This window comes from Rhizobium zaerense (assembly GCF_051810725.1).
Classification (GTDB): domain Bacteria; phylum Pseudomonadota; class Alphaproteobacteria; order Rhizobiales; family Rhizobiaceae; genus Rhizobium; species Rhizobium leguminosarum_I.
Genome location: NZ_CM132690.1, coordinates 1,145,743 through 1,171,220, shown reverse-complemented (window position 1 = coordinate 1,171,220; position 25,478 = coordinate 1,145,743). Strand labels below are relative to the sequence as shown.

The following is a 25,478-nucleotide window of genomic DNA, read 5'->3' as shown; positions in this document are numbered from 1 at the left end:
ATTTCTGGCAAGAAGTCAGGGTCACCGAACAGAGCAGCGGAATAAATGAAACATTCGACGATACTGATCGCCGCGCTTCTTTCGCTGGCGCCGGCCGCCGCCTTTGCCCATCCGCACATCTTCGTGGAAGCCCGCCTCGAAGTCGTGGCCGGCAAGGACGGCAGTGTCGAGGAACTGCGCAATGTCTGGCGCTTCGACGAGGTCTTTTCGTCCTCCGTCGTCATGGATTTCGACAAGAACACCGACCTGAAGCTGGAGCCGAACGAACTCGCTGAGGTCGGAAAGACGGTGAAGCAATCGCTTGCCGACTACGATTACTATATGAACCTGACGATCAACGGGAAGAATATCACCGTCCAGAAGCCCGACATCATCCATGTCGACTACAAGGATGGCCAGCTGCTGATGTTCTTCGCGGTAAAGCCGGTCGAGAAGATGCCGCTCAAGGGCAGGCTCACCTTCGGCGTCTATGACCCGACGCTCTACACCTCGATCGATTTTCCCACCGACACCGAGCTGGCGATCGTCGGAGACGGCTTCAAATCCTGCAAACATCAGGTGGTGCGGCCGGATGCCGACGAGGTGATCTCGCAAAACAAACAGTCGCTGACGGACGCTTTCTTCAACGATCCGACCGGCACCAACATGTCCAAACTCTTCGCCACCCGGCTGGAGGTTACATGCTGACGAAACGCCTGTCCCTCATCCTTTCCGCTGCAATCCTTGCGCTGGTAACGGCTGCAAGCCTCGCCCATGCGCAGTCGCCGCTCGGCATCGGCACTGCAGAGCCGAGCTTCCAACCGACCGGCGGGCCGCTCGCACCGCTTTTGCTCTATGTGAATTATGAACAGCAGACCTTCTATCGGGCACTGACCGGCGCCTTGAAGGCGATGCGCCAAGACCCATGGCAACTGGCATCGCTGATCGGCCTGTCCTTCGCCTACGGCGTCTTCCATGCCGCCGGCCCAGGCCACGGCAAGGCGGTCATCTCCTCCTACATGATCGCCAACGAGGTCGAGCTGAAGCGCGGCGTGGTGATTTCCTTCATTTCTGCCTTCATCCAGGGCTTGGTGGCGGTGGCGCTGGTCGGCGGCGCCTGGCTGGTGTTGCGCGGCACCGGCATCACGCTGACGGAGGCGACCCACGCAATGGAGATCTCAAGCTTCGTCATGGTCATCCTGTTCGGCGGCTGGCTGCTGTTTCGAAAACTGCGCTCGATGGCGGGCAATATGCCGCGCCGCCGGCTGATGGCGACGCCTGCCGGCCCGGTCAGCATGATGCTCGACTGGAAGGACAATGCCGTCGAACGCCAGGCCTATGCCTTCAACGGCAAGGCGCAGGCTGTGGAAGCCGGCCACACTTTCGTTCCCGGCATGGTCTGCGAGACTTGCGGCAATGCCCATGTGCCCGACCCGGCCCTGCTTGGCGGCGACAGATTCAGCGCCCGCGAGGCCTGGTCGGCTATCGTTGCCGTTGGTCTGCGCCCCTGCTCCGGCGCACTTCTGGTCATGACCTTCTCGCTCTTGAACGGGCTCTATCTCGGCGGCGTGCTTTCGGTCGCCGCCATGTCGCTCGGCACGGCGATCACCGTTTCCCTGCTTGCCACACTTGCCGTCACCGCCAAGAGTGCAGCCGTCCGTCTCTCCGGACGCGGCTCGACCGCCTCGATCTGGATCGGCAACGCCATCGAAATCCTCGGGGCCGTGCTCGTCATTCTGATGGGCGCCCTGCTGCTCGGGGCCTCGCTGCAGGGCTAGAGCAATTCCAGCAAAAGTGCGCAGCGGTTTTGCGTCCGGAATTGCGCAATGCTGGAGACTTACTTTCCCCGGCCGCGCTGATAGCGTGCCCGCAGCCAGAAGACCGCAAAAAACGCCATGATCAGGCAGACGCCGACGACGATCGCCAGCGTCGGCGAGAAATTGCCGATCCACAGCACGATGGTCGGCAGGAAATAGATGACGAGGGCGGCGCTGAGCAGGATGATGCCGGCGGCGGTCGCCTGCGAGCGGCTTTCCGGGCTCATACGAGCCTTTCCTTTTCGAGATCGGCGCGGATATCCTGCAGGCGACGGATCTGGTTGCCCTCGGCGTCGAAATTCTCCGGCGAAAGCCATGCTTCGAAGGCATCGTTGATCATCGGCCATTCGGCATCGATCATCGAGAACCAGGCGGTGTCGCGGTTGCGATGCTTGGAGATCATATGCTGGCGGAAGACCCCTTCGAAGCTGAAGCCGTAACGCGCGGCCGTCGTCTTGCTCGCCTCGTTGTTATTGTCGCATTTCCATTCGTAGCGGCGGTAGCCGAGATCCTCGAAGACGTGCTTGGCCATCAGGTAATGCGTCTCGGTCGACAGCGGCGACCGCTTCATCTCGGCCCCGTGCGCCACCCCTCCGATCTCGACGACGCCGTTTGCCGGGTCGGCGCGCATGTAATTCGCCATGCCGACAATCTTGCCGGTGGCGTTGTCGCGGAAGATGTGGGTGAGCCAGCCGGACTTGGTATTGACGGTTTCCAGCCAGTTAGCGAAATCGTCGATACCGGAGAAATCATCCTGTGCGAAATAGAGAAGCAGCGGGTTGATGCCCATGCCGCCGAGCCCGTCCCACAGCGCCTCGAGATGTTCCGCGCGCCGATAGGGCCCGACGGTAACGAAGCGGCCCTTCAGCGTGACCGGCTTCGGCGCCGGGCAGCCCTTGAAATTTGCAAGATCGCGCATGTTCACTCCTCTTTTCCGAAGAGTGGATAGGCCAGCCGCCCAGCAAAGGCAACCGGCCTAGATGTCACTGTGACAAGGTCGTCTTGGCCGACGACACCGTCGCCTCGATATGGTCGACCAGCTGGTCGGCAAGGCCGAGGCGGCCGGCAAGCAAATCGAGATAACCGCGCTCGGCGCGCGAATCCGGCTCGATGGTGAGCCGCGAGGCGGTGTAGAGCTCGACGCGCTGTTCTTCCGTCGTCGCGGCGGCAACGAGCGCATCGATATCCGTCGGCGAAGCGAGTTCATTCTCGATGAAGGCCGCAGCCTCGCCGCTGACGTCGGCGGCCTTGACCTTCTCCATGATGAGGGCGCGTTCGGCATCGTCGATATGGCCGTCGGCCTTGGCGGCGGCGATCATCGCGCGGATCAGCACCAGGACGAATTCATTGCTGCCGGCAGGCGACGTCGGCCCGAAACCGGATTCGGCAGGCGGCGGAAGGAGAACCGGATTATTTGCCGAGGGTGCATCCGAGGGGGCTGCGGGCGCCTGCCCCGCCTGGTAATTCTTGTAGGCCTGGTAGCCGAGGCCGGCAATGGCGGCAAGACCGCCAACCGCCAGCGCATTGCCGGCAAGACCACGACCGGTCTTGGTGCCGAGGAGCACCGCAGCAATGGCGCCGGTCGCCAGCGGATTGTTCCTGGCCGTCTGCATAGCATCGCCCGCCCTGTCGCGGACCGAGCCGCCGAGACCCGGCACCTGCGAACCCAAGAACTGGTCGAGAAGCTTCTTTGCGTCGAACATTCCTCGTCGTCTCCCTGTTTGAAGCTGGAGGAGAACATAGGTTTGCGACGGCTGAAATACAAATGCGACGTGCCGAGTTGCCACCCCCCTCTGCCCTGCCGGGCATCTCCCCCACGAGGAGGGAGATTGGCTGGGCGTGAGGGTTTCCTCAAACAATTGGCTCAAGCGGCGGATCGGGAGAAAGAGCTGGTCTCTTGCCGATCTCCCCCCTCGTGGGGGAGATGTCCGGCAGGACAGAGGGGGGTGTCCCCCCACCGAACAAAGGTTTAGGCCTTCAGCGCCGCCGCTTCTGCCGCGAGTTTGGTAATGCCAGCCCAGTCGCCGGCCGCGACCAGTTCTTTCGGCGCCACCCACGAGCCGCCGACGCAGATAACGTTCGGCAGCGAGAGATAATCATTGGCGTTCTTCAGCGAAATGCCGCCGGTCGGGCAGAACAGCGTGCCTGCAAGCGGTGAGGACAGCGCCTTGAGATAGGCGGCGCCACCGGCCTGCTCCGCTGGGAAGAACTTCAGCACCTGGTAGCCTTCCTCGCGCAGCGCCATGACTTCGCTGGCGGTCGCAGCCCCTGGAAGCAGCGGCACGTCGGAATCGGCGGCGGCATCGAGCAGTTCCTGCGTCGTACCCGGGCTAACGATGAACTTCGAACCGGCCGCGACGGCGGCTTCCCAATGAGCGACATTGAGGATCGTGCCGGCGCCGACTTCGGCGCCCTCGACCTCTGCGGCGACGGCGCGCACGGCCTCGAGTGCCGCCGGGGTGCGCATGGTGATCTCGATCGCCTTCAGACCGCCTGCGACGAGCGCGCGAGCCAGCGGCACCGCCGTCTTCGCATCGTCGACGATCAAGACCGGAACGACAGGCTGGAGTTTCAGGATGGAAAGGAGTTTCTCTGTTTTCTCGCCCATGGTCACGCGACCTCCTTGAAACGATTGAATTCGGACCCCGAATAACGCCCCTGCGGAACCTTGTCGAGATAAAACCGGACCGCATGCCGAGAAGGGTATGAAATGCGTGGAAATTGGGCTACCGTGCCGCAATCGTCACAAAAGGTTCACCGGTATGGCGAAAGAGATCGAGCGGAAGTTTCTTGTACGCAGCGATGGATGGCGTTCCGCCGTCGAGACGAAGTCTGTCCTCAGACAGGGTTACATCGCGTCGATGGACGATCGTTCCGTGCGGGTGCGCATCCTCGACGGCAGGAAAGCGAAACTGACGATCAAGATCGGCCGCAGCGCCATCACCCGTGACGAATTCGAATACGACATCCCGATCGCCGACGCCGAGGAGCTGTTGCAGGCAGCCATCGGCGTCGTCATCGAGAAGACGCGCCACCGCGTTCCACATGAGGGCTTCGTCTGGGAGGTTGACGTTTTTGCCGGCGAGCACCGCGGATTGGTGATCGCCGAGGTGGAGATGACGGCCGAGACCGACAGTCCGGCGCTGCCCACCTGGCTCGGCCGCGAGGTGACCGGCGATTTCCGATATTCCAATCAGGCCCTTGCCACAGAATACGGGCACGACAGGCATGGCCTATCGCATTCGGCCTGACGCCGATTTTACCGAGGCGTTTCGCAAGGTCGCCATCGAGCAGCTGGAACACGCCGTCACGGTTCTCGAGAAGCGGCCGGACGGCGCGCACGAGGCAATCCATTCCTTCCGCAAGAACCTGAAACGACTACGGTCGCTCTACCGCCTCGTGGCCCGCGAGGTTCCGGATTTCCAGACCCATGAAAATGCAAGGCTGCGCGATGCCGCACATTCGCTTTCGGCGATCCGCGACGCTGCCGCCCTGATCGGCACCGGGCAATATCTGCAGCACTCGGCACGCGGGAACGAGGAGAACGAGGCGCTCGGCCGCATCGTCAACATTCTCGAAGGACGCCGTGAATGGATGGCGGAAGCCGAAAGCGGCCTGGAACAGCGGCTGACGGAAACATCCGACGCTCTGAAGGAGGCGATCGCCGCACTGGATGAAGTCTCGTTCAATGGCGGCCATCGCAAGAATGCCCGCATGCTGGCGAAGAGCTGGCGCCGCACTGCGCGCAAGGCCAAAGCCGCGCTTGCGGCTTGCCACGGCGAGGCATCGGCCGATGATTTCCATACTTTGCGCAAACGCACCTACGACTATCGGCTCTACCATGCCCTTTTGCGTGACGTCTGGCCGGGCGCGATGAAGGCCAAACGCGATGCGGCCAAGGAGCTCGTCGAGGATCTCGGCCACATCCACGATCTCACCGTGCTCTCCGAACTGGTCGAGTCCGAACCGCAGCTCTTCACCCGCAATGATGATCTTGCGCATCTGCTCGACATCATCATCTTCCGCCAGCAGGAAGACCGACGGCAAGCGCTGATCAAAGCCGAAGCAGTCTTCGCCGACGATGCCGACGAGGAAGCCCAACGCATCGAGCTTCTCTGGCTGATGGCCGGGAGTTGAGAGGCGGCGAAACCGGAAGTGCTTCTGCGCTGCTCTGCATTTCCGATTGCTTCAGCATCTGAAGATTTCGCGAGGAAACCCGTTGACCTCAACCAAACTTGAGGTCCTAGCCTGCGGTGGTCGAACAAGCTAAGACTTGATCCGCGAGGAAAAAATGACCGCCGAAAATACCACGATGCCGAAGGTGCTCGGGCTCTACGAGACCCATCTGACCGTTGCCGATCTCAAGACCTCCGCGGATTTCTACCGCGATGTCGTCGGGCTCGAAACTGCCGCCTCATTCGAGGAGCGTAAAGTTGCTTTCCTCTGGGTGGACGACAGGAAGACCGGCATGCTCGGCCTTTGGGAAACAGGAACCGGACCGATGAAGATGCGGCTGCATATCGCCTTCCGCATGACCGCCAGCGGCGTGCTGCAAGCGCCCGCCATTCTCAGGGCAAAAGGTGTGGAACCTCTCGGCTTTGCCGGTGAACCGGTGACGGAACCGGTGGTTCTCGGCTGGATGCCGGCGCTGTCGATCTATTTCAAGGATCCGGACGGGCACTCGATCGAGTTCATCAACGTTCTCGACGACATCCCCGACCGGAGCTTCGGCGTGCGGCCGTTTTCCGCGTGGCAGGCGCGAGCGTAATCGGTCAGGGATCAAGGCCGCCGCTGGTGAAGGCAATTGCGCGGCCCGCCGATTTTCTGTATTTCCGGCCCATGACCGACAGCCTGACACACACCAGCCCGTTTCTCGTGGCCGCACTTTACCATTTCGTTTCCGTGCCGCGCTTTGCCAGCCTGCAAGCGCCGCTGCAGACGCTTTGCGAGGAGAACGGCGTCAAGGGAACGCTGCTTCTGGCGCATGAAGGCATTAACGGCACGATCGCAGGCCCGGATGCCGGCATTCACGCCGCGCTCGCCTTCCTGCGCGTCCAGCCGGAATTTTCGGGCCTGGAGCACAAGGAAAGCCGCGCCTCGAAAATGCCCTTCCTGCGCATGAAGGTGAAGCTCAAGAAGGAAATCGTCACCATGGGCGTCGAGGACATCGACCCCAACAAGGTGGTCGGCACCTATGTGGCGGCCAAGGACTGGAACGCTTTGATTTCCGATCCTGATACCATCGTCATCGACACCCGCAACGATTACGAGACGGCAATCGGCATCTTTCGCGGCGCGCTCGACCCGAAGACCAAGACTTTCCGTGAATTTCCCGATTGGGTGCGCAACAATACCAGCCTGCACAACAAGCCGAAGGTCGCCATGTACTGCACCGGCGGCATACGTTGCGAGAAGGCCACCGCTTTCATGAAGGCTGAGGGTTTCGACGAGGTCTATCATCTGAAGGGCGGCATCCTGAAATATCTCGAAGAAGTGCCGCAGGAGGAAAGTCTCTGGGACGGCGCCTGCTTCGTTTTCGACGAGCGCGTCTCCGTCGAGCACGGGCTGAAGCAAGGCGAACACCGGCTGTGCCACGCCTGCCGGAACCCGATCACCGCGGAAGAAATCACCTCCCCGCTTTACGAAGAGGGGGTTTCCTGCAGTCACTGCTATCATACGCGCACGGAAGAAGACCGGCTGCGTTACCGTCAGCGGCAGCACCAGATAGCCCTCGCGAAAAAGCGCGGCCAGCGACATATCGGCAGTTGAGCCGGGATTCTGTTGGGGTCAGCCTTGCTGTTTGAGGGTCGGGGCCGCCGGTCAGGCTGCGCCGATGCATCGCCGAGCTTCCGGCTGCGCTGCACGTTGCTCATTCAGCATCTCGGTGATGAGATCTGATGTCATAGGCTTTCCGAACCAATAGCCCTGCAGGCAGTCGCAGCCGAAAAGGCGCATGGCTATCGCCTGCTCCTCGGTCTCGATGCCTTCGGCCGTCACCGGAATATCGAGCGAGCGGGCGAGCGCCACCGTCGCCTGCAGCATCTCGCGCTGGCGTTTGTCGTTCACGCCCAAGACCAGCGAGCGGTCGATCTTGATGCGGTCGAAACCGAACTGCCTGAGATAACCGATCGAGGAGAAGCCGGAACCGAAATCGTCGAGCGCCACCTTGACCCCCAGCCCCTTCAACCGTTCGATCGACTGGCGGGTGCGCTGCGGGTTCTGGATCATGTAGCCTTCGGTGATCTCCAGCGTGATGCGACCGGCCTCGATCTCCGTCTGCTTCAGCACGTAGCGCACATAGTCGGTAAACGCGGGATTGCGGAACTGGCCGGGCGAGACGTTGACCGAGACGTTGAGGTTCGGCCATTGTTTGGCCGTCTCGCAGGCTTTGCGCAACACGAACAAGCCAAGCGATTCGATGAGGCCGCTGGTCTCGGCGATCGGGATGAACAGCTCAGGCGAGACGGGACCATGGCCCGGACGGTTCCAGCGCACCAATGCCTCGACGCCGGTCATCGCATGCGTCGCCGCATCGATCAGCGGCTGGTAGGCGAGCGTCAGGTCGCCGCTTTCGATAGCGATCCGGAGATCGAGTTCCAGCGCATTGCGCTGCTCCCGATCCGCATCCATCGACGGATCGTAGAGCATCATGCGCGCGCGGCCGGCCTCCTTCGCCTTGTACATGGCAAGGTCGGAGCGGCGCACCAGTTCCTCACGCCCAATCGCGCCGGAAGGCGACATGGCGATGCCGATGCTTGCCCCGACGACGACGACACGGCGACCGATCTCCAGCGGCTCGACAAGAAAATCGAGGATCTGCTCGGCCAACTGCAGAGCGGCGGCATTCTCGCTGTCGGAGAGAAAGGCGATCGCAAATTCGTCGCCGCCGATGCGGGCGAGAACCGCACCCTGCGGAATGAGCACAGCGAGCCCGGCCGCGACCGCCCGGATTAGCTGGTCGCCGGTGCCGTGGCCATAGCTGTCGTTGACCTCCTTGAAGCCATCGAGGTCGAGGTAGAGGAGCAGCACGTTGCGCTTGGTCTGGCGTGCCTCGACGACAAAACGATCGACGGCGAGCCCGAGGCCGTCGCGATTGGAAAGACCACTCAGTCTGTCGCGCAGCGCTTCCTTGCGAGCGCTGTTTTCCTCCGCTTTCAGGCGGCGGCCGGCAAGCCAGCCGATGACCAGCAGCACCACGAAGAACAATCCGACGAGGCCGAGCGCCTGGATGACCATCGGCCGCACTTGCGCATAGGCGATATCGCCGGGTGAACGCGAAGTCCAGACGAGCTTGCCGAGCGTTGCCCCCATCGGATCAACGATGGGTACGCGATAGTCGGCAGCAAAACTCGGCGGCGCCAGCCTCAGCCCGCCGATGACATAGGTCTGGCCGAGCGCGGTCACTCTGTCGTCATCGAGATGGCGGGCGAAAATAAGATAGCGGTGCTGGCCGGCGGGCGCATCCAGCGCACCGGACTTTTCCCGCACCAATGCCACGCCGACAGCGGCAATGCCCCGTTTGGTGGTAACGAAACCCACCGCTTGAGGACGATCGGCCGGGCCGACCGCCTTCACTCTGTCGAGCAGGATCCAGAGCGACGGCGCGAAGAAATCCGTGAGCGGCTCCTCCATCGGTTTGCCGTCGCGATAGGTCATGATCGCCTTCTTCTCGCCATCGACGACGATCGCCATGTCAAACAGCGAGCTATTGACCGACATCTCGCCGTAATTGCTCACCGTCCAGGCCATACCGTCCGGCGCGTAGACGTTGGCGGCGGCATCGTCCCAGGCGGCATAATCGTCCAGCGTCGCGCCGAGCTGATCCTCGAATGTCTTCACCGCGCCGATCGTCGTTTCGCGCGAGCGCTCGTCATCGAGGAGATTGGCGTTTTCGGTCACGCGTTCGAGCGCAGTCAGCACCATGACGGTGACGACGGCGACGATGACCGCGAAGGAGAAAAGCACGCCGGTAACGGTGATGTGACGGCCTATTCCCAATCCCTTGCTCTGCGACTTTCCGACTGTCTGCATTACGGCTCCCTGACCGTCGGACTTTGCCAGTCAACGGTTCAAAAACGTTTAAGCAACCGCCTGTTGCAGCTTTCTGACGCGCTATTTTTGTGCCTGCAGCCGTCGGAAGGCGCGCCCCTAACCCGGCGTGTGATTGCCCTTCGGAAATTGGGCCGCAAGTTCGCGGTACCATTTGCCGCTCTTCTTCACCGTGCGTACCTGGGTCTGATAGTCGACATGCACGAGGCCGAAGCGCATGCGATAGCCTTCCGCCCATTCGAAATTGTCCATCAGACTCCAGGCGAAGTAGCCGCGTAGGGGATAGCCGTCCTTGATGAGACCGGCAACGATGTCGAGGTGATCGCCGACATAGTCGAGGCGCATCGTGTCGTCGACCTCGCCGTCGACGACATCGGTGTTGTCGCAGGCGCCGTTCTCTGTGATGTAGCATTCCGGCAGTTCGTAGCGACGGTAGAGATCCTCTATCGAGAGTTTCAGGCCAGGCGCATAGATTTCCCAGCCGATATCAGTCTTGACGTCGCTTGCCGGCGCCGCTTCCACCGTCCAGGGGAAATCGCCCTTGCGTTCGGCGTCGTCGGTGACGCGCTCGGGCTTGTAGTAGTTCAGGCCCCACCAATCGAGTTTCTGGCTGATCAGCTTCAGGTCGCCATCCTCGACGACGGGCATGCGGTCGCCGAGCGCCTCGACGAATTCCTTCGGATATTCGCCCTTGAAGACAGGATCGAAGAACGCGCCGTTGTGGAACTGATGCGCACGCTCGCCGGCGGCAAGATCGGCCGGGCTGTCGGAGCCGTGAATGATCGAGGCGGCGTTGAGCACAAGCCCGACGGGCACGCCAGGGGCTTCCGAGCGAACCGCCTCGACGCCGAGGCCGTGGGCGAGGTTCATGTAATGCATGGCGTGAAGGGCGGCCTGCATGTTGCGCTCGCCCGGAGCATGGATGCCATAGAGGTGGCTGAGCCAGACGATGCACCAGGGTTCGTTGAAGGTCGCGACCCGGTCGAGGCGGTCGCCAAGGCGGTTCATCACCGTCTTGGCATAACGCTGAAACGCATAGGCGGTCGAGCGCGCCGTCCAGCCGCCTTCGCCGGCGAGCAACAGAGGCAGATCCCAGTGGTAGAGCGTCGCGAAGGTCTTGATGCCGCGCGCCTTGCAGCCGTCGACCAGCCGATCGTAGAAATCGAGGCCGGCCTCGTTCACCGGACCCGTGCCGTCGGGGATAATGCGCGGCCAGGCAATCGAGAACCGGTAGGCTTCGACACCCATCTCCTTGATGAGATCGAGGTCCTGTTCCAGGCGATTGTAGTGATCGCAGGCGATATCGCCGTTATCGCGATTGTGGACGCGGCCGGGCATATTGCAGAAAGCATCCCAGATGGATGGCTTGCGGCCATCGGCTTTGCTGGCGCCTTCAATCTGGAAGGCAGCGGTGGCAACGCCGAAAGTGAAGTCGCCGGGAAAGCGTTCCGCGAGTTTCTTCGGATCGATCATCTGCAAGTCCTATCTCTCAGGTTGAGCCGTTTGCGCCGGATTTAGCCAAGCCTGAAGGCAAAGTACAGGCTGACGGCGAGAAAAACTGCAACGTTGCAGGAGGGAAGCCAGAACAGCTGCAACCGCCCTTCCTTTACCGCGCAGCCGACATCATAACGGCAATGTCAGCAGTCGTGACTTGGCCGTTGAGACCGAGATCCTTACACGGGAAATGGCATCACAAATGTGAAAGCAATCCAATGCTCTCTTCGGTCCATTCGCTGCAGCCTCATCTGCTGAGCCTGTTGCGCATCGTCTCGTCACTCGTGCTTTTCAGCTACGGAACACAGAAGATCCTGCATTTTCCGGCTGCGGCAAGCGTGCCGCCGGCGGGATCGCTCTCCTGGATTGCCGGACTGCTCGAACTCACCTTCGGCTTCCTGGTGCTCGTCGGATTCCAGACCCGTATCGCAGCCTTCGTGCTCTCGGGCCTGATGGCCTTCGCCTATTTCATCGGGCATGCATCGAAGGGCATCTACCCTGCGCAGAACGGCGGCGTCGCGGCGATCCTGTTCTGCTTCGTGTTTCTCTATCTGGTGGCGGCGGGAGCCGGACCGTTGAGCGTAGACAGCCTGCTCAAGCGCGGCCGCACTGCTACTGCCTGACCAAATAAGCAAATGCCGAGGCGGCTTGACCCCGCCTCGGCGCTTTCATGGCGCAATCCAGATCGGCAATTCAGACCTTGACCCAGGCGCCGTTCTTCTTGGAAGACGCGACGCAGGCTTCGACGAAAGCCACACCCTTCACGCCGTCATCGACTGTGGGATAGACCACTACCTTGTCGACGGCCTTACCCTTCTTGCGGGCGTTGATTGCATGCGCGGCTTCCGTATAGATCGTCGCAAAGGCTTCGAGATAACCTTCCGGATGCCCTGATGGCACGCGCGTGACACGGCCGGCAGCCGCGCCTGAACCGGCGCCGCCGCGAGTGATCAGCCGCTTCGGCTCGCCGAAAGGCGTGTACCACAAGTAGTTCGGGTCCTTCTGAGTCCATTCCAGCCCGCCCTTGGTGCCGTAGACACGCACCATCAGGCCGTTTTCATGGCCGGGCGCCACCTGGCTGCACCAGAGCATGCCCTTGGCCGGCTTCTCCGAGCCCTTCGCCTTGAAGCGCAGCATGACATGCGCATTATCGTCCAGCCGGCGGCCGGGAACGAAGCTATCGAGATCGGCGGCGAGGCTGTCGAGTTCCAGGCCCGATATGAAGGAGGCGAGATTATAGGCATGCGTGCCGATATCGCCGGTCGAGCCGCCGACGCCGGACTGCGCCGGATCGGTGCGCCATGCGGCCTGTTTCTGGCCGGTTTGCTCCACCGCTTCCGTCAGCCAGTCCTGCGGATATTCGGCCTGGACGACTCTTATATCGCCGAGTTCGCCATTCGCGATCATCTCGCGCGCCTGGCGGACCATCGGATAACCGGTGTAATTATGCGTCAGCACGAAGAGTGCGCCGCTCTCGTCGGCGATCTTCTTCAGCTTCTTCGCATCGGCAAGGTTTGACGTCAGCGGCTTGTCGCAGATGACATGGATGCCGCGCTTCAGGAATTCCTTGGCTGCATCGTAGTGCACATGGTTCGGCGTGACGATCGCCACCGCCTCGATACCGTTCTTCAGCTTCGCCTCGCGGATCGCCATCTCGCGATAGCTGGAATAGGTCCGCGACGGATCGAGGCCGAGGTCGCGGCCGGATGCGATCGCCTTATCAGGCGTCGACGACAGCGCGCCGGCGATGAGATCGTACTGATCGTCGATGCGTGCCGCGATACGGTGCACCGCGCCGATGAACGCGCCCGCGCCGCCGCCCACCATACCGAGCCGGATGCGCGGCTCGCGGGTCTGTTCGGATGATGCTTCGATTGCCATGATTCCTCCTGAAATTTAATTTGGTGCGGACGCGGCCCCTCATCCGGCTGCCGCCACCTTCTCCCCGCCAAAGGGGAGAAGGGATATGCCGCGATGTCTATGCCCATCTCTGCCGTCTGGTGTGGCAAGTCCCCTCTCCCCGCCAAACGGGGAGAGGGTTAGGGTGAGGGGCAGCATCACGGTACCCCTATGCGTTAGAGCCCCAGCATCCGCCGGTTCCCCGCTTGGTCCGTACCGCTGCCGGCGAAATCGTCGAACGCTTTCTCGGTGACGCGGATGATATGGGCGGCAACGAATTCGGCGCCTTCGCGGGCGCCATCCTCCGGATGCTTCAGCGCACATTCCCACTCGACCACGGCCCAGCCGTCGAAATTATTCGCTGTCATCTTCGAGAACACCGCGCCAAAATCGACCTGACCGTCACCGAGCGAGCGGAAGCGGCCGGCGCGTTCCACCCAGCCCTGATAGCCGCCATAAACGCCCTGGCGCCCGGTCGGATTGAACTCCGCATCCTTGACGTGGAACATCTTGATGCGGTCCTTGTAGATGTCGATATTGTCGAGATAATCGAGGCACTGCAGGACGTAGTGAGAGGGATCGTAGAGCATGTTGGCGCGCGGATGGTTCTTCACGCGCGCGAGGAACATCTCGAAGGTGATACCGTCATGCAGGTCTTCGCCCGGATGGATCTCGTAGCAGACGTCGACGCCGTTCTCATCCGCATGATTGAGGATCGGCGTCCAGCGGCGGGCGAGTTCGTCGAAGGCCGTCTCGACCAGACCGGCAGGGCGCTGCGGCCAGGGATAGATGAAGGGCCAGGCAAGCGCGCCGGAAAAGGTCGCATGCGCCTTGAGACCGAGGTTTTTGGATGCCGTCAGCGCCATCTTGACCTGCTCGACCGCCCATTCCTGACGCGCCTTCGGATTGCCCCGCACCTCGGGTGCCGCAAACCCGTCGAAGGCTTCGTCATAGGCCGGGTGAACGGCGACGAGCTGACCTTGCAGATGGGTAGAGAGTTCGGTGATCTCGATGCCGTTTTCGCGGGCCTTGCCGGCGAATTCGTCGCAATAATCCTTGGACGTGGCGGCCTTCTTGAGATCGATCAGCCGGCTGGCCCATGTCGGCACCTGGACGCCCTTATAACCGATGTCGGCCGCCCATTTGGTGATCGCGTCCCACGAGTTGAACGGCGCGGTATCGCCCGCGAACTGGCCAAGGAAAAGGCCGGGGCCCTTGATCGCCTTCATGTCAGATTCCTCCCTGAATATCGACCGTAAACGTTTCTGAAGTGTTGTAGCACGCTATTTAGCGGGAGCAAGGCGCCTCCTCGCCCTTGCGTCGAATTTGGCGCGAGGCCAAATGCGATATGGCTGCGAGCTAATCATGATGGGCTTTGACGGGCAAGAGGTACGTGCAGCATTTTCGGCTAGCCGCTGTAGTGGAAGCATATAAAATGCGCCCATCCTTTCGAATGGGCGCATATCTCCAGTCAATCGATCAGAACGGCGAATCCGGGAAATAGAAGTCCTTGGCATTCTCCTTAGTGACGAGCGTCGCATCGAGAATGTAGCTGCCATGAACCGGAACCTGATCGTAGAGGGCCGCAGCCGTCAGCTCCATTGCCGTGCCGACCATTGCCGGCGGATAGAGAACGTCGACCGGGATCAGCTTGTCGCCGTCCATGACCTTCTTGACCATGTCCTTGGAGCCGGCGCCGGCGACGACATACTTGATATCGGTGCGCTTGGCCTGCTCGATCGCCTGCAGAACGCCGACGGCCATGTCGTCGTCCTGGCACCAGACGACGTCGATCTTCTGGTACTTGGTCAGGTAGTCCTGCATGACCTTGAAGGCATCGTCGCGGTTCCAGTTGCCGTACTGGCGGTCGAGAACCTTGACGTTCGAGCCGGCAATGCCCTTGTCGAAGCCGTCCTGGCGCTGCTGGTCGATCGGGATCGGCAGACCGCGGATGACCACCACTTCGGCGTCCGGCGTGGTGTCCTTGATGTACTTGCCTGCGACTTCGCCGAGAGCCGGATTGTTGCCGGCGACATAGAGGTCGCGCACGGAATTATCGTTGTTGCTCGGCGCGCGGTCGACGAGGGCGACGAACTTGCCCTTGCCCTTGACTTCCTTGATGGCGTTGACGAGCGGATCCGGATCCGACGGCAGGATGACGAGGGCGTCGATGCCCTGCGTATCGAGATCCTGCACGGCGTTGGCCTGGCTTGCGGCGTCCGGCGAAGTTTTGACGATGACGTTGAGACCGGGATGTTCGGCCATCAGCAGCTTGGCGACGCGTTCGGCATGGAACACCACGCCCGACGTCCAGCCGTGGTCGGCGGCCGGAATGGAGACGCCGATCGTGAATTTCTTGTCCTGGGCGTGAGCGGCGCCGGCGAACGTCACCGCCGCAACCGCCAGGCCCAACATTAATTTACGCATGCTATTTCCTCCCAATAACTTCAGGGACTTTTCCATATCGGGACCGGACGCCCTGTAAGCCCGATCAATTGCAAGCCCGGTCAACTCATGATTTGCGCACCAGCGAGCGCTGAACGAACATGGCGATAATGATGATCGCACCCTGGATGGCGCCGATCAGATACTCGCTGATGAAATTCGAAAGCAGCATGATGTTGCCGACCAGTTCGAGAATGAAGGCGCCGCAGATCGTGCCCCAGACCCTGCCCGCGCCGCCCTTGAGCGCCGTACCGCCGACGACGACGGCCGTGATCGCCTGCAGCTCCCACAGGATGCCCGTCGTCGCCGATGTCGACCCAAGCCTGGGAACATAGAGCAGCACGGCAATGGCAACGCACAGTCCCTGGATGACGAACGCGATCGTGCGCACGCGGTTGACCGCAATACCGGAATAGCGGGCAACGTCGCTGTTTGATCCCACAGCCACGACATGGCGCCCGTAGCGGGTGCGATAGAGGATGAAGGCCGCGACTGCCGTCACCGCCAGGATCACCACGATCGGCACTGGTATGCCGGCGACATTGCCGAAATAAGCAGGGCGATAGAGCGTCTGGATATCGGCGGAGCGAAGCGTGATCGCGCCGCCTTGCGACAGCCATGTCGTCAGGCCGCGATAGATGCCCATTGTGCCGAGCGTTGCGATGAACGGCTCGATCTTGCCGACGGTCGTGATCAGGCCGTTCGCCAGGCCGCACAGCGAACCGGCGACGATGGTGAAGACGACCGCGACCACGAGCATCAAAGCCGGGTTTGCGATGGCGCCCGAATTCATCAGCAGGATCATCAGGCTGGCGACGAAGGCCACCATCGAGCCGACCGACAGATCGAGATCCCCTGCTGATATTACGAAGGTCGCACCGACCGCGATGATGGCGATGAAGGCACTGCGCGTCGCGACATTGGCAAGGTTGGTGATGCCGATGAAATTGGGATTGACCAGGGCTCCGACGATCAGCAGCAGCGCCAGGGCGACGAAGGGCGCGACCGCACGCAGGTCGACATCCCGCCAGGATCGGCGCCGGATTTCCCTGGTCTCCTCGTTGACACTCATTTCCAAAACCAACCTCCCGTCCCATATTTTCTGGGAATCTTATCTATCGTTCTGATCGGCAAAGCCCTGCTTCAGCCCTCAGGCGGCCGCCTTCCTCTTGAGCCCGGCGGCGTATCGCATGATCTCCTGTTCGGAAATCTCGTCTCCTTCGAGCACGCCGACGATACGCCCTTCGCGCATCACCGCCACTCTGGTGCAGAGGCCGATGACCTCCGGCATCTCCGACGACACGACGATGATCGACCGGCCGTCCCGGGCGAGCGCCGAGATGAAATGATAGATCTGCTGCTTGGTGCCGACATCGATGCCGCGCGTCGGCTCGTCGATGATGATGATATCAGGATCGGTCTCCATGACCTTGGCGAGCAGCAGCTTCTGCTGGTTTCCCCCCGACATCCGGCCGGCGACGATATTGCCGTCGCGAACCCTGATATCGAAACGACGCTTGGCCTTTGCCATCGCGGCCGCCTCGCTGCCCGGGCTGAGATAGCCGTGACGCGCGTGCCTGCCGAGCGATTGCAATGTCAGATTGGTGACCATGCCGGAGCGCAGCAAGAGGCCCTTCGACTTGCGGTCCTTGGTCATGTAGGCGAGCCCGCAGCGATTGGCGGCATGCACGTCGCCGGAGGGAACCGTTTCCCCCTTGATGACCACCTCGCCCTCGAGACGGGTTCGCAACCCGGCGATCGCTTCCATCAGCTCGGTGCGGCCGGAGCCGATCATGCCTGAGAAACCGATGATCTCACCCTTGCGCACCTCGAAGCTCGCATCATTCACATAACCCGTCGACACCGAGGCGACGCTGAGGACGACCTCCTCGTCGACATCGGGCTCGACCTTAGCGGGATAGAGGCTGGAGAGTTCGCGGCCGACCATCAGCTGCGCGATCGATTCCCCGTCCAGAATGGACGTCGGCGAAGTCTTGATCCATTGGCCGTCGCGCAGCACCGTGACGCGGTCGGTCAATTCCATCACCTCGTCGAGTTTGTGGGACACGAAGACGAAGCTGGTACCCTGGTCGCGAAGCTTGCGAACCTGCTTGAACAGCATATTGGTCTCTTCTCGCGACAGCACCGCGGTCGGCTCGTCCATGAACACCACCCGCGCGTCGCGGCTGATCGCTTTGGCGATTTCGACCATTTGCTTGTCGGCGATGGAAAGCGTGCTGACCAGCGCGTTCTCATCGACATGCGAACCGAGCACGTCGAGAACCTTGCGTGTCTCCGACCGCATATATTTGCGGTCGAGCATGCCGAAGCGCGTGACTTCGCGCCCGAGAAAGAGGCTCTCCGTCACGGTCAGATGTTCGGCGAGGTTGAATTCCTGGTGAATGATGACGATGCCGAGCGCCTCGGCGGCGCCATTAGGCGGCAGCACGACGGGCTTGCCGTCGAGCAGGATTTCACCGGAACTCGGCTGCTCGAAACCGGACAAAACCTTGACGAGCGTGGATTTGCCGGCGCCATTTTCACCCATAAGGGCATGGATTTCGCCGGCGCGGAGATCGAAGTTCACGCTGAAGAGGACCTGCACTCCACTGAAGGATTTGCATATGCGCCTGGCGGACAGCACCACAGGTGCGGTGTCGGCAGCTTCCACAGTCATCTGACCCTCCCCAAAGCGGCATCCCATCCGCTCTGAAGCCTTATGTAAACCTTTACATAGATCGTGTAAAGGTTTACATCGTTGATTTACACAGATCAGTTGAAGCCTGCCTTTGACCTCTCGACAAGTCTGTGTAGTGTCGCGGCGAAGACAGCCCCAAGGCAGAGCCAAGTGTCGAATTCCACGCCCGCAACCATCGAAGACGTCGCCCGGATCGCCGAGGTCTCTATCGCGACGGTTTCCCGGGCAATCCACATGCCGGAGAAGGTCGCCAACTCCACCCGCCTAAAGGTCAACCAGGCGATCGCCATCACCGGCTATACGACCAATGCCATGGCGCGTAGCCTGAGGCTCGGCCGCTCCAACATGATCCTCGTCGTGGCGCCCGATATCGGCGATCCGAATTTCTCCAACATTCTCGTCGGCCTGGAGAACGAAGCGCGCGCGCATGGCTACGGCATCCTGATCGGCCACACCCAGAACGATGCCCAGCGCGGCCTGGAATATTTGAAATTCTTCAATTCCAACCAAGCGGCCGGATTGATTCTCTTCACCGGCATCCTGCCCTTTGGTCATCAGACCATGACCGCGCGGCTGCCGCCGAGCGTCGGCGTTTTCGAGCCCGTCTTCAACGGCGGCATTCCCTATGTCGGCGTCGACGATACCGAGGGTGCTCGCAAAGCGGTGGACCTGCTGCTGGCCGAAGGGCATCGCAAGATCGCTTTCATCGGCGATTCGCGCACTCGGCTTGCCTACACCAGACGGCGCATGGGTTACGATGCCGGCCTCGACGCCGCCGGCATCCCACCCGACACCAGGATCGTGCTCGAAGGTGACGGCACGATCGAAAGCGGGCGGCATGCGGTCGAACAGCTTTTCATGCGCGACACGCTTCCGACCGCCTTCATGTGCGTCAACGACCAGACGGCAATCGGCGTCATGGTCGGCCTCCGCGCGCGAGGCTACGACATTCCACGGGATTTCTCGGTGACCGGTTTCGACGACGTGCCGCAGGCCGTCTTCATATCCCCACCGTTGACCACCATCCGCCAGCCGAGAACGGCAATCGGCAAGCAGGCAATGGCGCTGCTGCTGGAACTTCTGTCCGATGGCCGGCCGACCGAAACGGAAATCCTGCTGAGGCCGGATCTGGTGGTTCGGAACTCCGTCTCGGCGCCGTCGCGCAACTGGTTGAAACGGTAAGCCCATATAGGCTGAAAGCTTCCGGCCGGAGAGGGTTGCGCCGGCGGCCGATGACCCCCGGCGCGCTTTATCAGACGTAGCGGTTGACGACGTTCTCGAGCAATTCCTGCTTGCCCGACCTTGGCTGCGGGTTGACGTCGTGGCTCTCGACATAGTGGGTGATCTCATCCAGCGAATACTCGCCGCGGAAGAGCTTCTGCGCCTCGGCGGATTCCCAGCCGGCATAACGATCGGCGAGCGGCTGCGACAGAGCCTTGTCCTCGATCATCTTGGCAGCGGCCTTCAGGCCGCGGGCGCAGCAATCCATGCCGCCGATATGGCCGATCAGCAGATCCGCCGGGTCGAGAGACTGACGGCGAAGCTTCGAGTCGAAGTTGGTGCCGCCGGTCTTGAAGCCGCCGCCTACCAGAACATGGTAATAGGCGAGCGCCATTTCGGGAACATTGTTCGGGAACTGGTCTGTATCCCAGCCGGACTGGTAGTCGTTGCGGTTCATGTCGATCGAGCCGAAGATACCGAGCGCATTGGCAAGCGCCAGTTCGTGCTCGAAGGAATGGCCGGCAAGGATCGCGTGGCCCTGCTCGATATTGAGCTTCACCTCGTTTTCAAGGCCGTGCTTCTTGAGGAAGCCATAGACGGTCGCGACATCATAGTCGTACTGGTGCTTGGTCGGCTCCTGCGGCTTCGGCTCGATCAGGATTGTGCCCTTGTAGCCGATCTTGTGCTTGTATTCGACGACGAGGTTGAGGAAGCGTCCGAGCTGGTCGAGCTCGCGGCCGATATCGGTGTTGAGCAGCGTCTCGTAACCTTCGCGCCCGCCCCAGAGCACGTAGTTTTCGCCGCCGAGCTTCTGCGTGGCATCGATGCAGGTCTTGACCGTCGCGGCTGCGAAAGCGAAGACGTCGGGATCCGGATTGGTCGCAGCGCCCGACATATAGCGACGGTGGGAGAAGAGGTTCGCCGTGCCCCAGAGCAGCTTGGTGCCGGTTGCCGCCTGCTTCTCGGCGAAATAATCGACGATTTCGTTGAGGTTTTTGGTGTTCTCGGCGAAATTCTTGCCTTCGGGACGTACGTCGGCGTCATGGAAGCAGTAATAGGGCGAGCCGAGCAGCGAAAAGAATTCGAAGGCGACGTCGGCCTTGAGCTTGGCGGCCGTCATCGAGTCCTCGAACCAGGGACGCAGGAAGGTCTGGCCGCCGAACGGGTCGCCGCCTGGCCACGTGAAGGTATGCCAATAGGCCACTGCAAAGCGCAGATGGTCTTTCATGCGTTTGCCCATGACGATCTCGTCCGGCTGGTAATAGCGGAAGGCCAGCGGATTGGTGCTGTCCGGGCCTTCGTATTTTACTTTCTGGATATCGCCGAAAAATCCGGTGCTCATGTTGGTTCTCCTTGGGTTCGTAATTCAGTCTTATCGTTCGTGCCGTGCAGCCCCCTCATCCGACCCTTCGGGCCACCTTCTCCCCCAGGGGAGAAGGGGAATGAGGCGCCGCTGCGAACCTCTTCTCCCCTCGGGGGTCCGAAGGACGGGTTGAGACCCGTGGCTCGACCCCGGTCGGTGCCGGCAGGCGGATGAGGGGGCCGCCGGCTCCAGTTCTCAGTGCGCCAGCGATTTGATCGCCGGATAAAGCGCGCGGTAGCGCTTGTAAGCATCCTCATAAGCGCCGCTCAGTGCGGACACCGGCTCGATCGTTCCGGCTGTTATTGGCGGCGTGCAGACGGCAATGGGATCCGCCCCTGTTGCCGCAATCAGGCCGAGACGGGCGGCGCCGAAGGCCGCACCGAAATCGCCGTCGGCCGGGAGGTCGACCGGAACGCCGAGGGCGGTCGCGATCGACGCCAGCCAGTAACGCGAGCGCGAACCGCCGCCGATTGCCGTGACCCGGGATATGCCGGTGCCGGCCGAGCGCAACGCTTCGAGATTGTCGCGGATGGCGAAGGCGACGCCTTCGAGTACCGCCTGGGTGAGAACGACACGGCTGCTTTCATGTTCGAGGCCGATGAAGGCGCCGCGGATGACGGCATCATTGTGCGGCGTGCGCTCGCCGGAGAGATAGGGCAGGAAGGTAACGCCGGTGGGAGCCTTCAGGGTCTCGCCGACTTCGCCGGTGAGATCGGCGGCCGACTTGCCGGTGACACCGGAATGCCAGTTGAGCGCATCGGTGGCCGACAGGATGACACCCATCTGGTGCCAGGTGTTCGGCAACGCGTGGCAGAAGGCATGCACGGCACTTTCCGGCTTCGGAAGATAGGAAGCGTTGGCGGCAAAAAGCACGCCCGAGGTGCCGAGCGAGACGAAGGCTGCACCATCGCTGACCGTGCCCATGCCGCAGGCAGAGGCCGCATTGTCGCCTGCGCCACCGGCCACGACGACATCGCCTGATATGCCCCATTGCGCCGCCAGTTCGGACCGCAGCTTGCCGGCCTGCTCGGTGCCTTCGACAAGCGCCGGCATCTGCTCCTTAGAAAGCTTGGTGGTGGCGAGCAGTTCGGACGACCAGGCGCGTTTGCCGGCGTCGAGCCAGGAAGTGCCGGCCGAATCCGACATTTCCGAGATATATTCGCCGGTCAGCCAAAGACGCAGATAGTCCTTCGGCAAGAGCACCTTGGCGATCTTGACGAAAACATCGGGCTCATGCTTTTCGACCCAGGCGAGCTTCGGCGCCGTGAAACCGGGAAAGACGATGTTGCCCGTGAGCGCGCGAAAGCGCGGATCGGCATCGAGTGCCGCGGCCTCGACGTAGCTGCGCGTGTCGTTCCAGAGGATGCAGGGGCGCAGGACCTTGTCGGTGGCATCGATGAGCGTCGCGCCGTGCATCTGTCCGGAAAGCCCGATGCCCTTGACCGCGGCAAGCTCCTTCGGATGCTTCGCCTTGAGGCCGGCGACCGCCTCTTCCGTGGCGCGCACCCAGTGGGCCGGCTCCTGCTCCGACCAACCGGAATGCGCACGCGACACGTCGAGCGAACCATTGGCCGAGCCGACGATCTTCTGATCGCCGTCGATCAGCATCGCCTTGACGCCGGAGGTTCCGAGATCGAGACCCAGGTACATGTGGCATTTCTCCCTTTGCCGTTACGGCAGATTGTCTTTCAGGAATATGTCGAGGCGGATGCGCTCCTGCGCTTCGATGACGGCAAGCCCGTCCGCCTTGGCTTTCAGCACGCGGATGGCGCTCCGCACCTCATGGCCGGCGTCCTGGTTGAGGATCGCATCGATCGTATTGTCGATCAGTGCCGCGCGCGTATGGGCAGTCAGTTCGTGGGCAATGACAGTCAGTACGCGGTCGACGGCCTTCTCCTTCAACGCCCGGATCAGGCCGCGATTGCCGGCGCCGAGGCTGTAGACGCCGATGATGCCGGCATTCCCGAGCGCGTCGGCGACGAGCCTATGGGCGACCTCCGGGTCGTCGCGGCCTTCGAGAACCGGCAGGATCGCAAGATCGGGAAATTCCTCGGCCATGACAGCGGTGAAGCCCTCCAGCCGCTCGCGATGGTCACGCACCAGCATGGAGCCGGCGAGCACGGCGATTTCGCCCTTTCGCGGCCCGAGGAATCGCCCGAGCAGGCGGGCGGCAGTGCGGCCGGCTGCGATATTGTCGACACCAGCATAGTGATGGCGTAGCGACCCCGTGAGATCGGAAACCAGGGTGACGACGGGAAAGCGCTCGCGAACCAACCTGTCGACGGCGGCGCGTACTTCGGGCGCATCGGTCGCAACCAGCGCAATGCCGCATGGCTTTTCCCGGGAAAGCCCTTCAAGCACGGAGACCAGGGCGGCGGGATCGAAGGCCGGCACCTCGATGGTGCGGATATCGGTGCGTTCGGCCGACGAGCGGACGATCGCCTGGCGGATCTCGGCATTGAGCCCGTGCATGAAGGAATTGTCGCTGGCCGGAAGGATGAAGACCAAGGGATAGGTGCGCCCCTTGGCAAGATTGGCGGCGGCGACGTCTCTGATATAACCGAGCTCGCGGATCGCGGTCTCGACCTTTTCCCGCGTGACGTGGCGCACACCGGGGCGCTGGTTGAGGACCCGGTCGACAGTCGCGAGACTGACACCGGCGGCAGCAGCGATATCGTGAACGGTTGGCCTCATCATTCCTCCTGACGAGACCATTAGCGCCAATTTTGATGTACGTAAATCAAAAAATCGAGCGACCCGATTCCCGCTTCGTTTTCCCGGCATTGCCTACCCGAGTCGCACCGATCCAGCCGACGATCATCCGCCTGATGACACAGCGGCCGGAGAACAGCAACAAAAAGGCCCTCCGAAGAGGGCCTTTTCAAGGGGCGGCTGGCCGGAGGTCAGTGGCCGCCACCGCCTCCCCCGCCTTGCGGCGCGGGTTTCTTGATCATGGCGACACCGAGGATCATGGCAAGGAAGAGTGCGGTCAGGATCAGGAACACGTCGCTGAAGGAAAGGATGATCGCCTGCTTGGTGGCAAGCCCGACCATCTGCTTGATCGCCACAGAGGCGCCGTCCATGCCGTAAGTGTTGAACTTGGCGGCCATGTTGTTCATCTGGTCGATCGCCGCCGGATTGCCCCAGTCCATATTCTCCCGCAGCCGCTCGTAATGCACGTCCTGGCGGCTGGTGAGCACGGTGTTGATGACGGCAAGGCCGACAGCGCCGCCGAGGTTTCTGGTCAAATTGAAAAGGCCGGACGCGCCGCGAATGCGCGAGGGCGGCATTGTGCCGAGCGCGATATTGTTGATCGGCACCATGCACATCATCAGTCCGAAACCGCGCAAGATCTGCGGAATGAACAGCTCGTAGAAATCCCAATCCGCGGTCAGATGCATCATGATGAAAGTGCCGGCGGCGAAACTGACGAAGCCGATCGCCATCATCAGGCGCAGGTCCATCTTGGTCGACAATCGTCCAGCGATCGGCGCGGTGAAGAACATCGCCAGCCCGGAGACGAACATCGTCTCGCCGATCATCAGTGAATCATAGCCACGGATGCGCCCGAGATAGACCGGATAGATATAGGTGAGGCCATAGAGACCGATGCCCATGACGAAAGAAAACACCGAACCGAACGAGAAATTCCGATTCGCGAAAGCCTTCAGGTCGACGACGGGGAAATCCACCGTAAAGGCGCGGTAGAAGAAGACGATGGCTGCAACGCTGGAGGCAATCGCTGCGATGGTGATGGAACTGTCGTTGAACCAATCGTTCGAATTGCCCTCTTCGAGCACATATTCCAGCGCGCCGAGGAACACCCCCATCGAAATCAGCCCCCACCAGTCGAATTTCTTGAAGAGCGACAGTTCCGGTTTGTCGAAATCGATGAAGTTCCAGGTGACGATCGTGACGATGATGCCGGGAACGATGTTGACGAGGAACAGCCAATGCCAGGAGAAGGCGTGGCTGAGATAACCGCCGACCGTCGGGCCGATGGTCGGTGCCAGCGTCGCGATCAGGCCGATGATCGGCGAGACGATGCTGCGCTTCGAAGGCGGGAAGATGGTAAAGGCAGCCGCGAAAACCGACGGGATCATGCCGCCGCCGATGAAGCCCTGGATGACGCGGTAGACGATCATCTGGTCGATATTCGTCGCCGTCGCCGCAAGCGCGCTCGCCATGGTGAAGCCGGCGGCCGAGATCGCGAAGAGATAACGCGTCGAGATAATGCGCGCCAACGTGCCGGAAAGCGGGATCATGATTACTTCGGCGATCAGATAAGCCGTCTGCACCCAGCCGACCTCGTCGCTGCCTGCCGAAAGGCCGGCCTGGATTTCGGCAAGAGAGGCCGAGACGATCTGGATGTCGAGGATCGACATGAACATGCCGAGCACCATCGCGAAGAAGGCGATGAGCTTCTTCGGATCCATGCGCTCGTCGGCATGGGCAGGCGCTGCTGGAATCGTTCCCGCTGTTGCTGCCGCGCTCCCGGCCATCAGATCACCTC

General features: G+C 61.7%; 23 protein-coding genes. 8 read left to right on the top strand and 15 right to left on the bottom strand.

Annotation, left to right across the window (positions count from 1 at the left end; genetic code table 11):
- The first annotated feature begins 45 nt into the window (after nucleotides 1-45).
- On the top strand, nucleotides 46-687 hold the full coding sequence (locus ACS4RR_RS05630; protein WP_170259854.1) for a DUF1007 family protein: 642 nt from the start codon (nucleotides 46-48) through the stop codon (nucleotides 685-687).
- Nucleotides 681-1,757, top strand: coding sequence for a nickel/cobalt transporter (locus ACS4RR_RS05625; RefSeq protein WP_260109450.1), 1,077 nt, complete (start codon nucleotides 681-683; stop codon nucleotides 1,755-1,757). Before ACS4RR_RS05630 ends, ACS4RR_RS05625 begins: the two co-directional genes overlap by 7 nt.
- A gap of 59 nt (nucleotides 1,758-1,816) precedes the next feature.
- On the opposite strand, the gene ACS4RR_RS05620 is transcribed toward ACS4RR_RS05625, so the two are convergent.
- The 4 genes from ACS4RR_RS05620 to ACS4RR_RS05605 form a co-directional block, all read right to left on the bottom strand.
- Entirely contained in the window at nucleotides 1,817-2,023 is a 207-nt protein-coding gene (locus ACS4RR_RS05620) for a hypothetical protein (protein ID WP_017967931.1), read from the bottom strand.
- Complete coding sequence (locus ACS4RR_RS05615) at nucleotides 2,020-2,715, bottom strand: GNAT family N-acetyltransferase (RefSeq protein ID WP_170259855.1); 696 nt, start codon at nucleotides 2,713-2,715, stop codon at nucleotides 2,020-2,022. The genes ACS4RR_RS05620 and ACS4RR_RS05615 overlap by 4 nt, the downstream gene beginning before the upstream one ends.
- Before the next feature lie 64 nt (nucleotides 2,716-2,779).
- Nucleotides 2,780-3,499 carry a tellurite resistance TerB family protein gene (locus ACS4RR_RS05610; protein ID WP_170259856.1) on the bottom strand — a complete coding sequence of 240 codons (720 nt, stop codon included), beginning with the start codon at nucleotides 3,497-3,499 and terminating at the stop codon, nucleotides 2,780-2,782.
- 266 nt (nucleotides 3,500-3,765) lie between these two features.
- On the bottom strand, nucleotides 3,766-4,404 hold the full coding sequence (locus ACS4RR_RS05605) for a 2-dehydro-3-deoxy-phosphogluconate aldolase (protein ID WP_018483505.1): 639 nt from the start codon (nucleotides 4,402-4,404) through the stop codon (nucleotides 3,766-3,768).
- A 154-nt stretch (nucleotides 4,405-4,558) separates the two neighbouring features.
- Between ACS4RR_RS05605 and ACS4RR_RS05600 the strand changes: the two genes are divergently transcribed.
- The 4 genes from ACS4RR_RS05600 (at nucleotide 4,559) to trhO (ending at nucleotide 7,565) form a co-directional block, all read left to right on the top strand.
- Nucleotides 4,559-5,047 (top strand): CYTH domain-containing protein, encoded by a 489-nt coding sequence (locus ACS4RR_RS05600; protein WP_170257572.1) that lies wholly within the window; start codon nucleotides 4,559-4,561, stop codon nucleotides 5,045-5,047.
- A complete protein-coding gene (locus ACS4RR_RS05595; protein WP_170259857.1) occupies nucleotides 5,025-5,933 on the top strand; it encodes a CHAD domain-containing protein in 909 nt (302 codons plus the stop codon). The genes ACS4RR_RS05600 and ACS4RR_RS05595 overlap by 23 nt, the downstream gene beginning before the upstream one ends.
- Before the next feature lie 154 nt (nucleotides 5,934-6,087).
- On the top strand, nucleotides 6,088-6,564 hold the full coding sequence (locus ACS4RR_RS05590) for a VOC family protein (protein ID WP_170259858.1): 477 nt from the start codon (nucleotides 6,088-6,090) through the stop codon (nucleotides 6,562-6,564).
- 71 nt (nucleotides 6,565-6,635) lie between these two features.
- Nucleotides 6,636-7,565 carry an oxygen-dependent tRNA uridine(34) hydroxylase TrhO gene (gene trhO, locus ACS4RR_RS05585; RefSeq protein ID WP_170259859.1) on the top strand — a complete coding sequence of 310 codons (930 nt, stop codon included), beginning with the start codon at nucleotides 6,636-6,638 and terminating at the stop codon, nucleotides 7,563-7,565.
- Between the two features lie 51 nt (nucleotides 7,566-7,616).
- On the opposite strand, the gene ACS4RR_RS05580 is transcribed toward trhO, so the two are convergent.
- Nucleotides 7,617-9,827, bottom strand: coding sequence for a bifunctional diguanylate cyclase/phosphodiesterase (locus ACS4RR_RS05580; RefSeq protein WP_170259860.1), 2,211 nt, complete (start codon nucleotides 9,825-9,827; stop codon nucleotides 7,617-7,619).
- Nucleotides 9,828-9,944: 117 nt separating this feature from the next.
- Complete coding sequence (locus ACS4RR_RS05575) at nucleotides 9,945-11,318, bottom strand: GH1 family beta-glucosidase (RefSeq protein WP_170259861.1); 1,374 nt, start codon at nucleotides 11,316-11,318, stop codon at nucleotides 9,945-9,947.
- A gap of 239 nt (nucleotides 11,319-11,557) precedes the next feature.
- Here ACS4RR_RS05575 and ACS4RR_RS05570 point away from each other — a divergent pair, with 239 nt between their 5' ends.
- A complete protein-coding gene (locus tag ACS4RR_RS05570; protein WP_260056761.1) occupies nucleotides 11,558-11,962 on the top strand; it encodes a DoxX family protein in 405 nt (134 codons plus the stop codon).
- A 70-nt stretch (nucleotides 11,963-12,032) separates the two neighbouring features.
- Here ACS4RR_RS05570 and ACS4RR_RS05565 read toward each other — a convergent pair whose 3' ends face one another.
- The 5 genes from ACS4RR_RS05565 to ACS4RR_RS05545 all read right to left on the bottom strand — a co-directional run bounded on the left by ACS4RR_RS05565 (nucleotide 12,033) and on the right by ACS4RR_RS05545 (nucleotide 18,360).
- A complete protein-coding gene (locus tag ACS4RR_RS05565; RefSeq protein WP_170259862.1) occupies nucleotides 12,033-13,220 on the bottom strand; it encodes a Gfo/Idh/MocA family protein in 1,188 nt (395 codons plus the stop codon).
- A gap of 194 nt (nucleotides 13,221-13,414) precedes the next feature.
- Nucleotides 13,415-14,467, bottom strand: coding sequence for a sugar phosphate isomerase/epimerase family protein (locus ACS4RR_RS05560; protein WP_456189807.1), 1,053 nt, complete (start codon nucleotides 14,465-14,467; stop codon nucleotides 13,415-13,417).
- A 250-nt stretch (nucleotides 14,468-14,717) separates the two neighbouring features.
- Nucleotides 14,718-15,665: a substrate-binding domain-containing protein gene (locus tag ACS4RR_RS05555; protein ID WP_017967943.1), complete on the bottom strand. Its 948-nt coding sequence runs from the start codon at nucleotides 15,663-15,665 to the stop codon at nucleotides 14,718-14,720.
- 85 nt (nucleotides 15,666-15,750) lie between these two features.
- Complete coding sequence (locus ACS4RR_RS05550; RefSeq protein ID WP_162119369.1) at nucleotides 15,751-16,755, bottom strand: ABC transporter permease; 1,005 nt, start codon at nucleotides 16,753-16,755, stop codon at nucleotides 15,751-15,753.
- A 78-nt stretch (nucleotides 16,756-16,833) separates the two neighbouring features.
- Nucleotides 16,834-18,360: a sugar ABC transporter ATP-binding protein gene (locus ACS4RR_RS05545; protein ID WP_170259864.1), complete on the bottom strand. Its 1,527-nt coding sequence runs from the start codon at nucleotides 18,358-18,360 to the stop codon at nucleotides 16,834-16,836.
- Nucleotides 18,361-18,531: 171 nt separating this feature from the next.
- On the opposite strand from ACS4RR_RS05545, the gene ACS4RR_RS05540 reads away from it, so the two are divergent.
- Nucleotides 18,532-19,563, top strand: a complete 1,032-nt coding sequence (locus tag ACS4RR_RS05540; RefSeq protein WP_260109452.1) for a LacI family DNA-binding transcriptional regulator — start codon at nucleotides 18,532-18,534, stop codon at nucleotides 19,561-19,563.
- A 70-nt stretch (nucleotides 19,564-19,633) separates the two neighbouring features.
- Here ACS4RR_RS05540 and xylA read toward each other — a convergent pair whose 3' ends face one another.
- The 4 genes from xylA to ACS4RR_RS05520 all read right to left on the bottom strand — a co-directional run bounded on the left by xylA (nucleotide 19,634) and on the right by ACS4RR_RS05520 (nucleotide 25,467).
- Nucleotides 19,634-20,944: a xylose isomerase gene (xylA, locus tag ACS4RR_RS05535; protein ID WP_260109453.1), complete on the bottom strand. Its 1,311-nt coding sequence runs from the start codon at nucleotides 20,942-20,944 to the stop codon at nucleotides 19,634-19,636.
- Between the two features lie 216 nt (nucleotides 20,945-21,160).
- Nucleotides 21,161-22,615 (bottom strand): xylulokinase, encoded by a 1,455-nt coding sequence (gene xylB, locus ACS4RR_RS05530; RefSeq protein WP_260109454.1) that lies wholly within the window; start codon nucleotides 22,613-22,615, stop codon nucleotides 21,161-21,163.
- A 21-nt stretch (nucleotides 22,616-22,636) separates the two neighbouring features.
- Nucleotides 22,637-23,659, bottom strand: a complete 1,023-nt coding sequence (locus tag ACS4RR_RS05525) for a LacI family DNA-binding transcriptional regulator (RefSeq protein ID WP_032985740.1) — start codon at nucleotides 23,657-23,659, stop codon at nucleotides 22,637-22,639.
- Nucleotides 23,660-23,868: 209 nt separating this feature from the next.
- Nucleotides 23,869-25,467: a DHA2 family efflux MFS transporter permease subunit gene (locus ACS4RR_RS05520; RefSeq protein ID WP_162119373.1), complete on the bottom strand. Its 1,599-nt coding sequence runs from the start codon at nucleotides 25,465-25,467 to the stop codon at nucleotides 23,869-23,871.
- Nucleotides 25,468-25,478 lie beyond the last annotated feature (11 nt).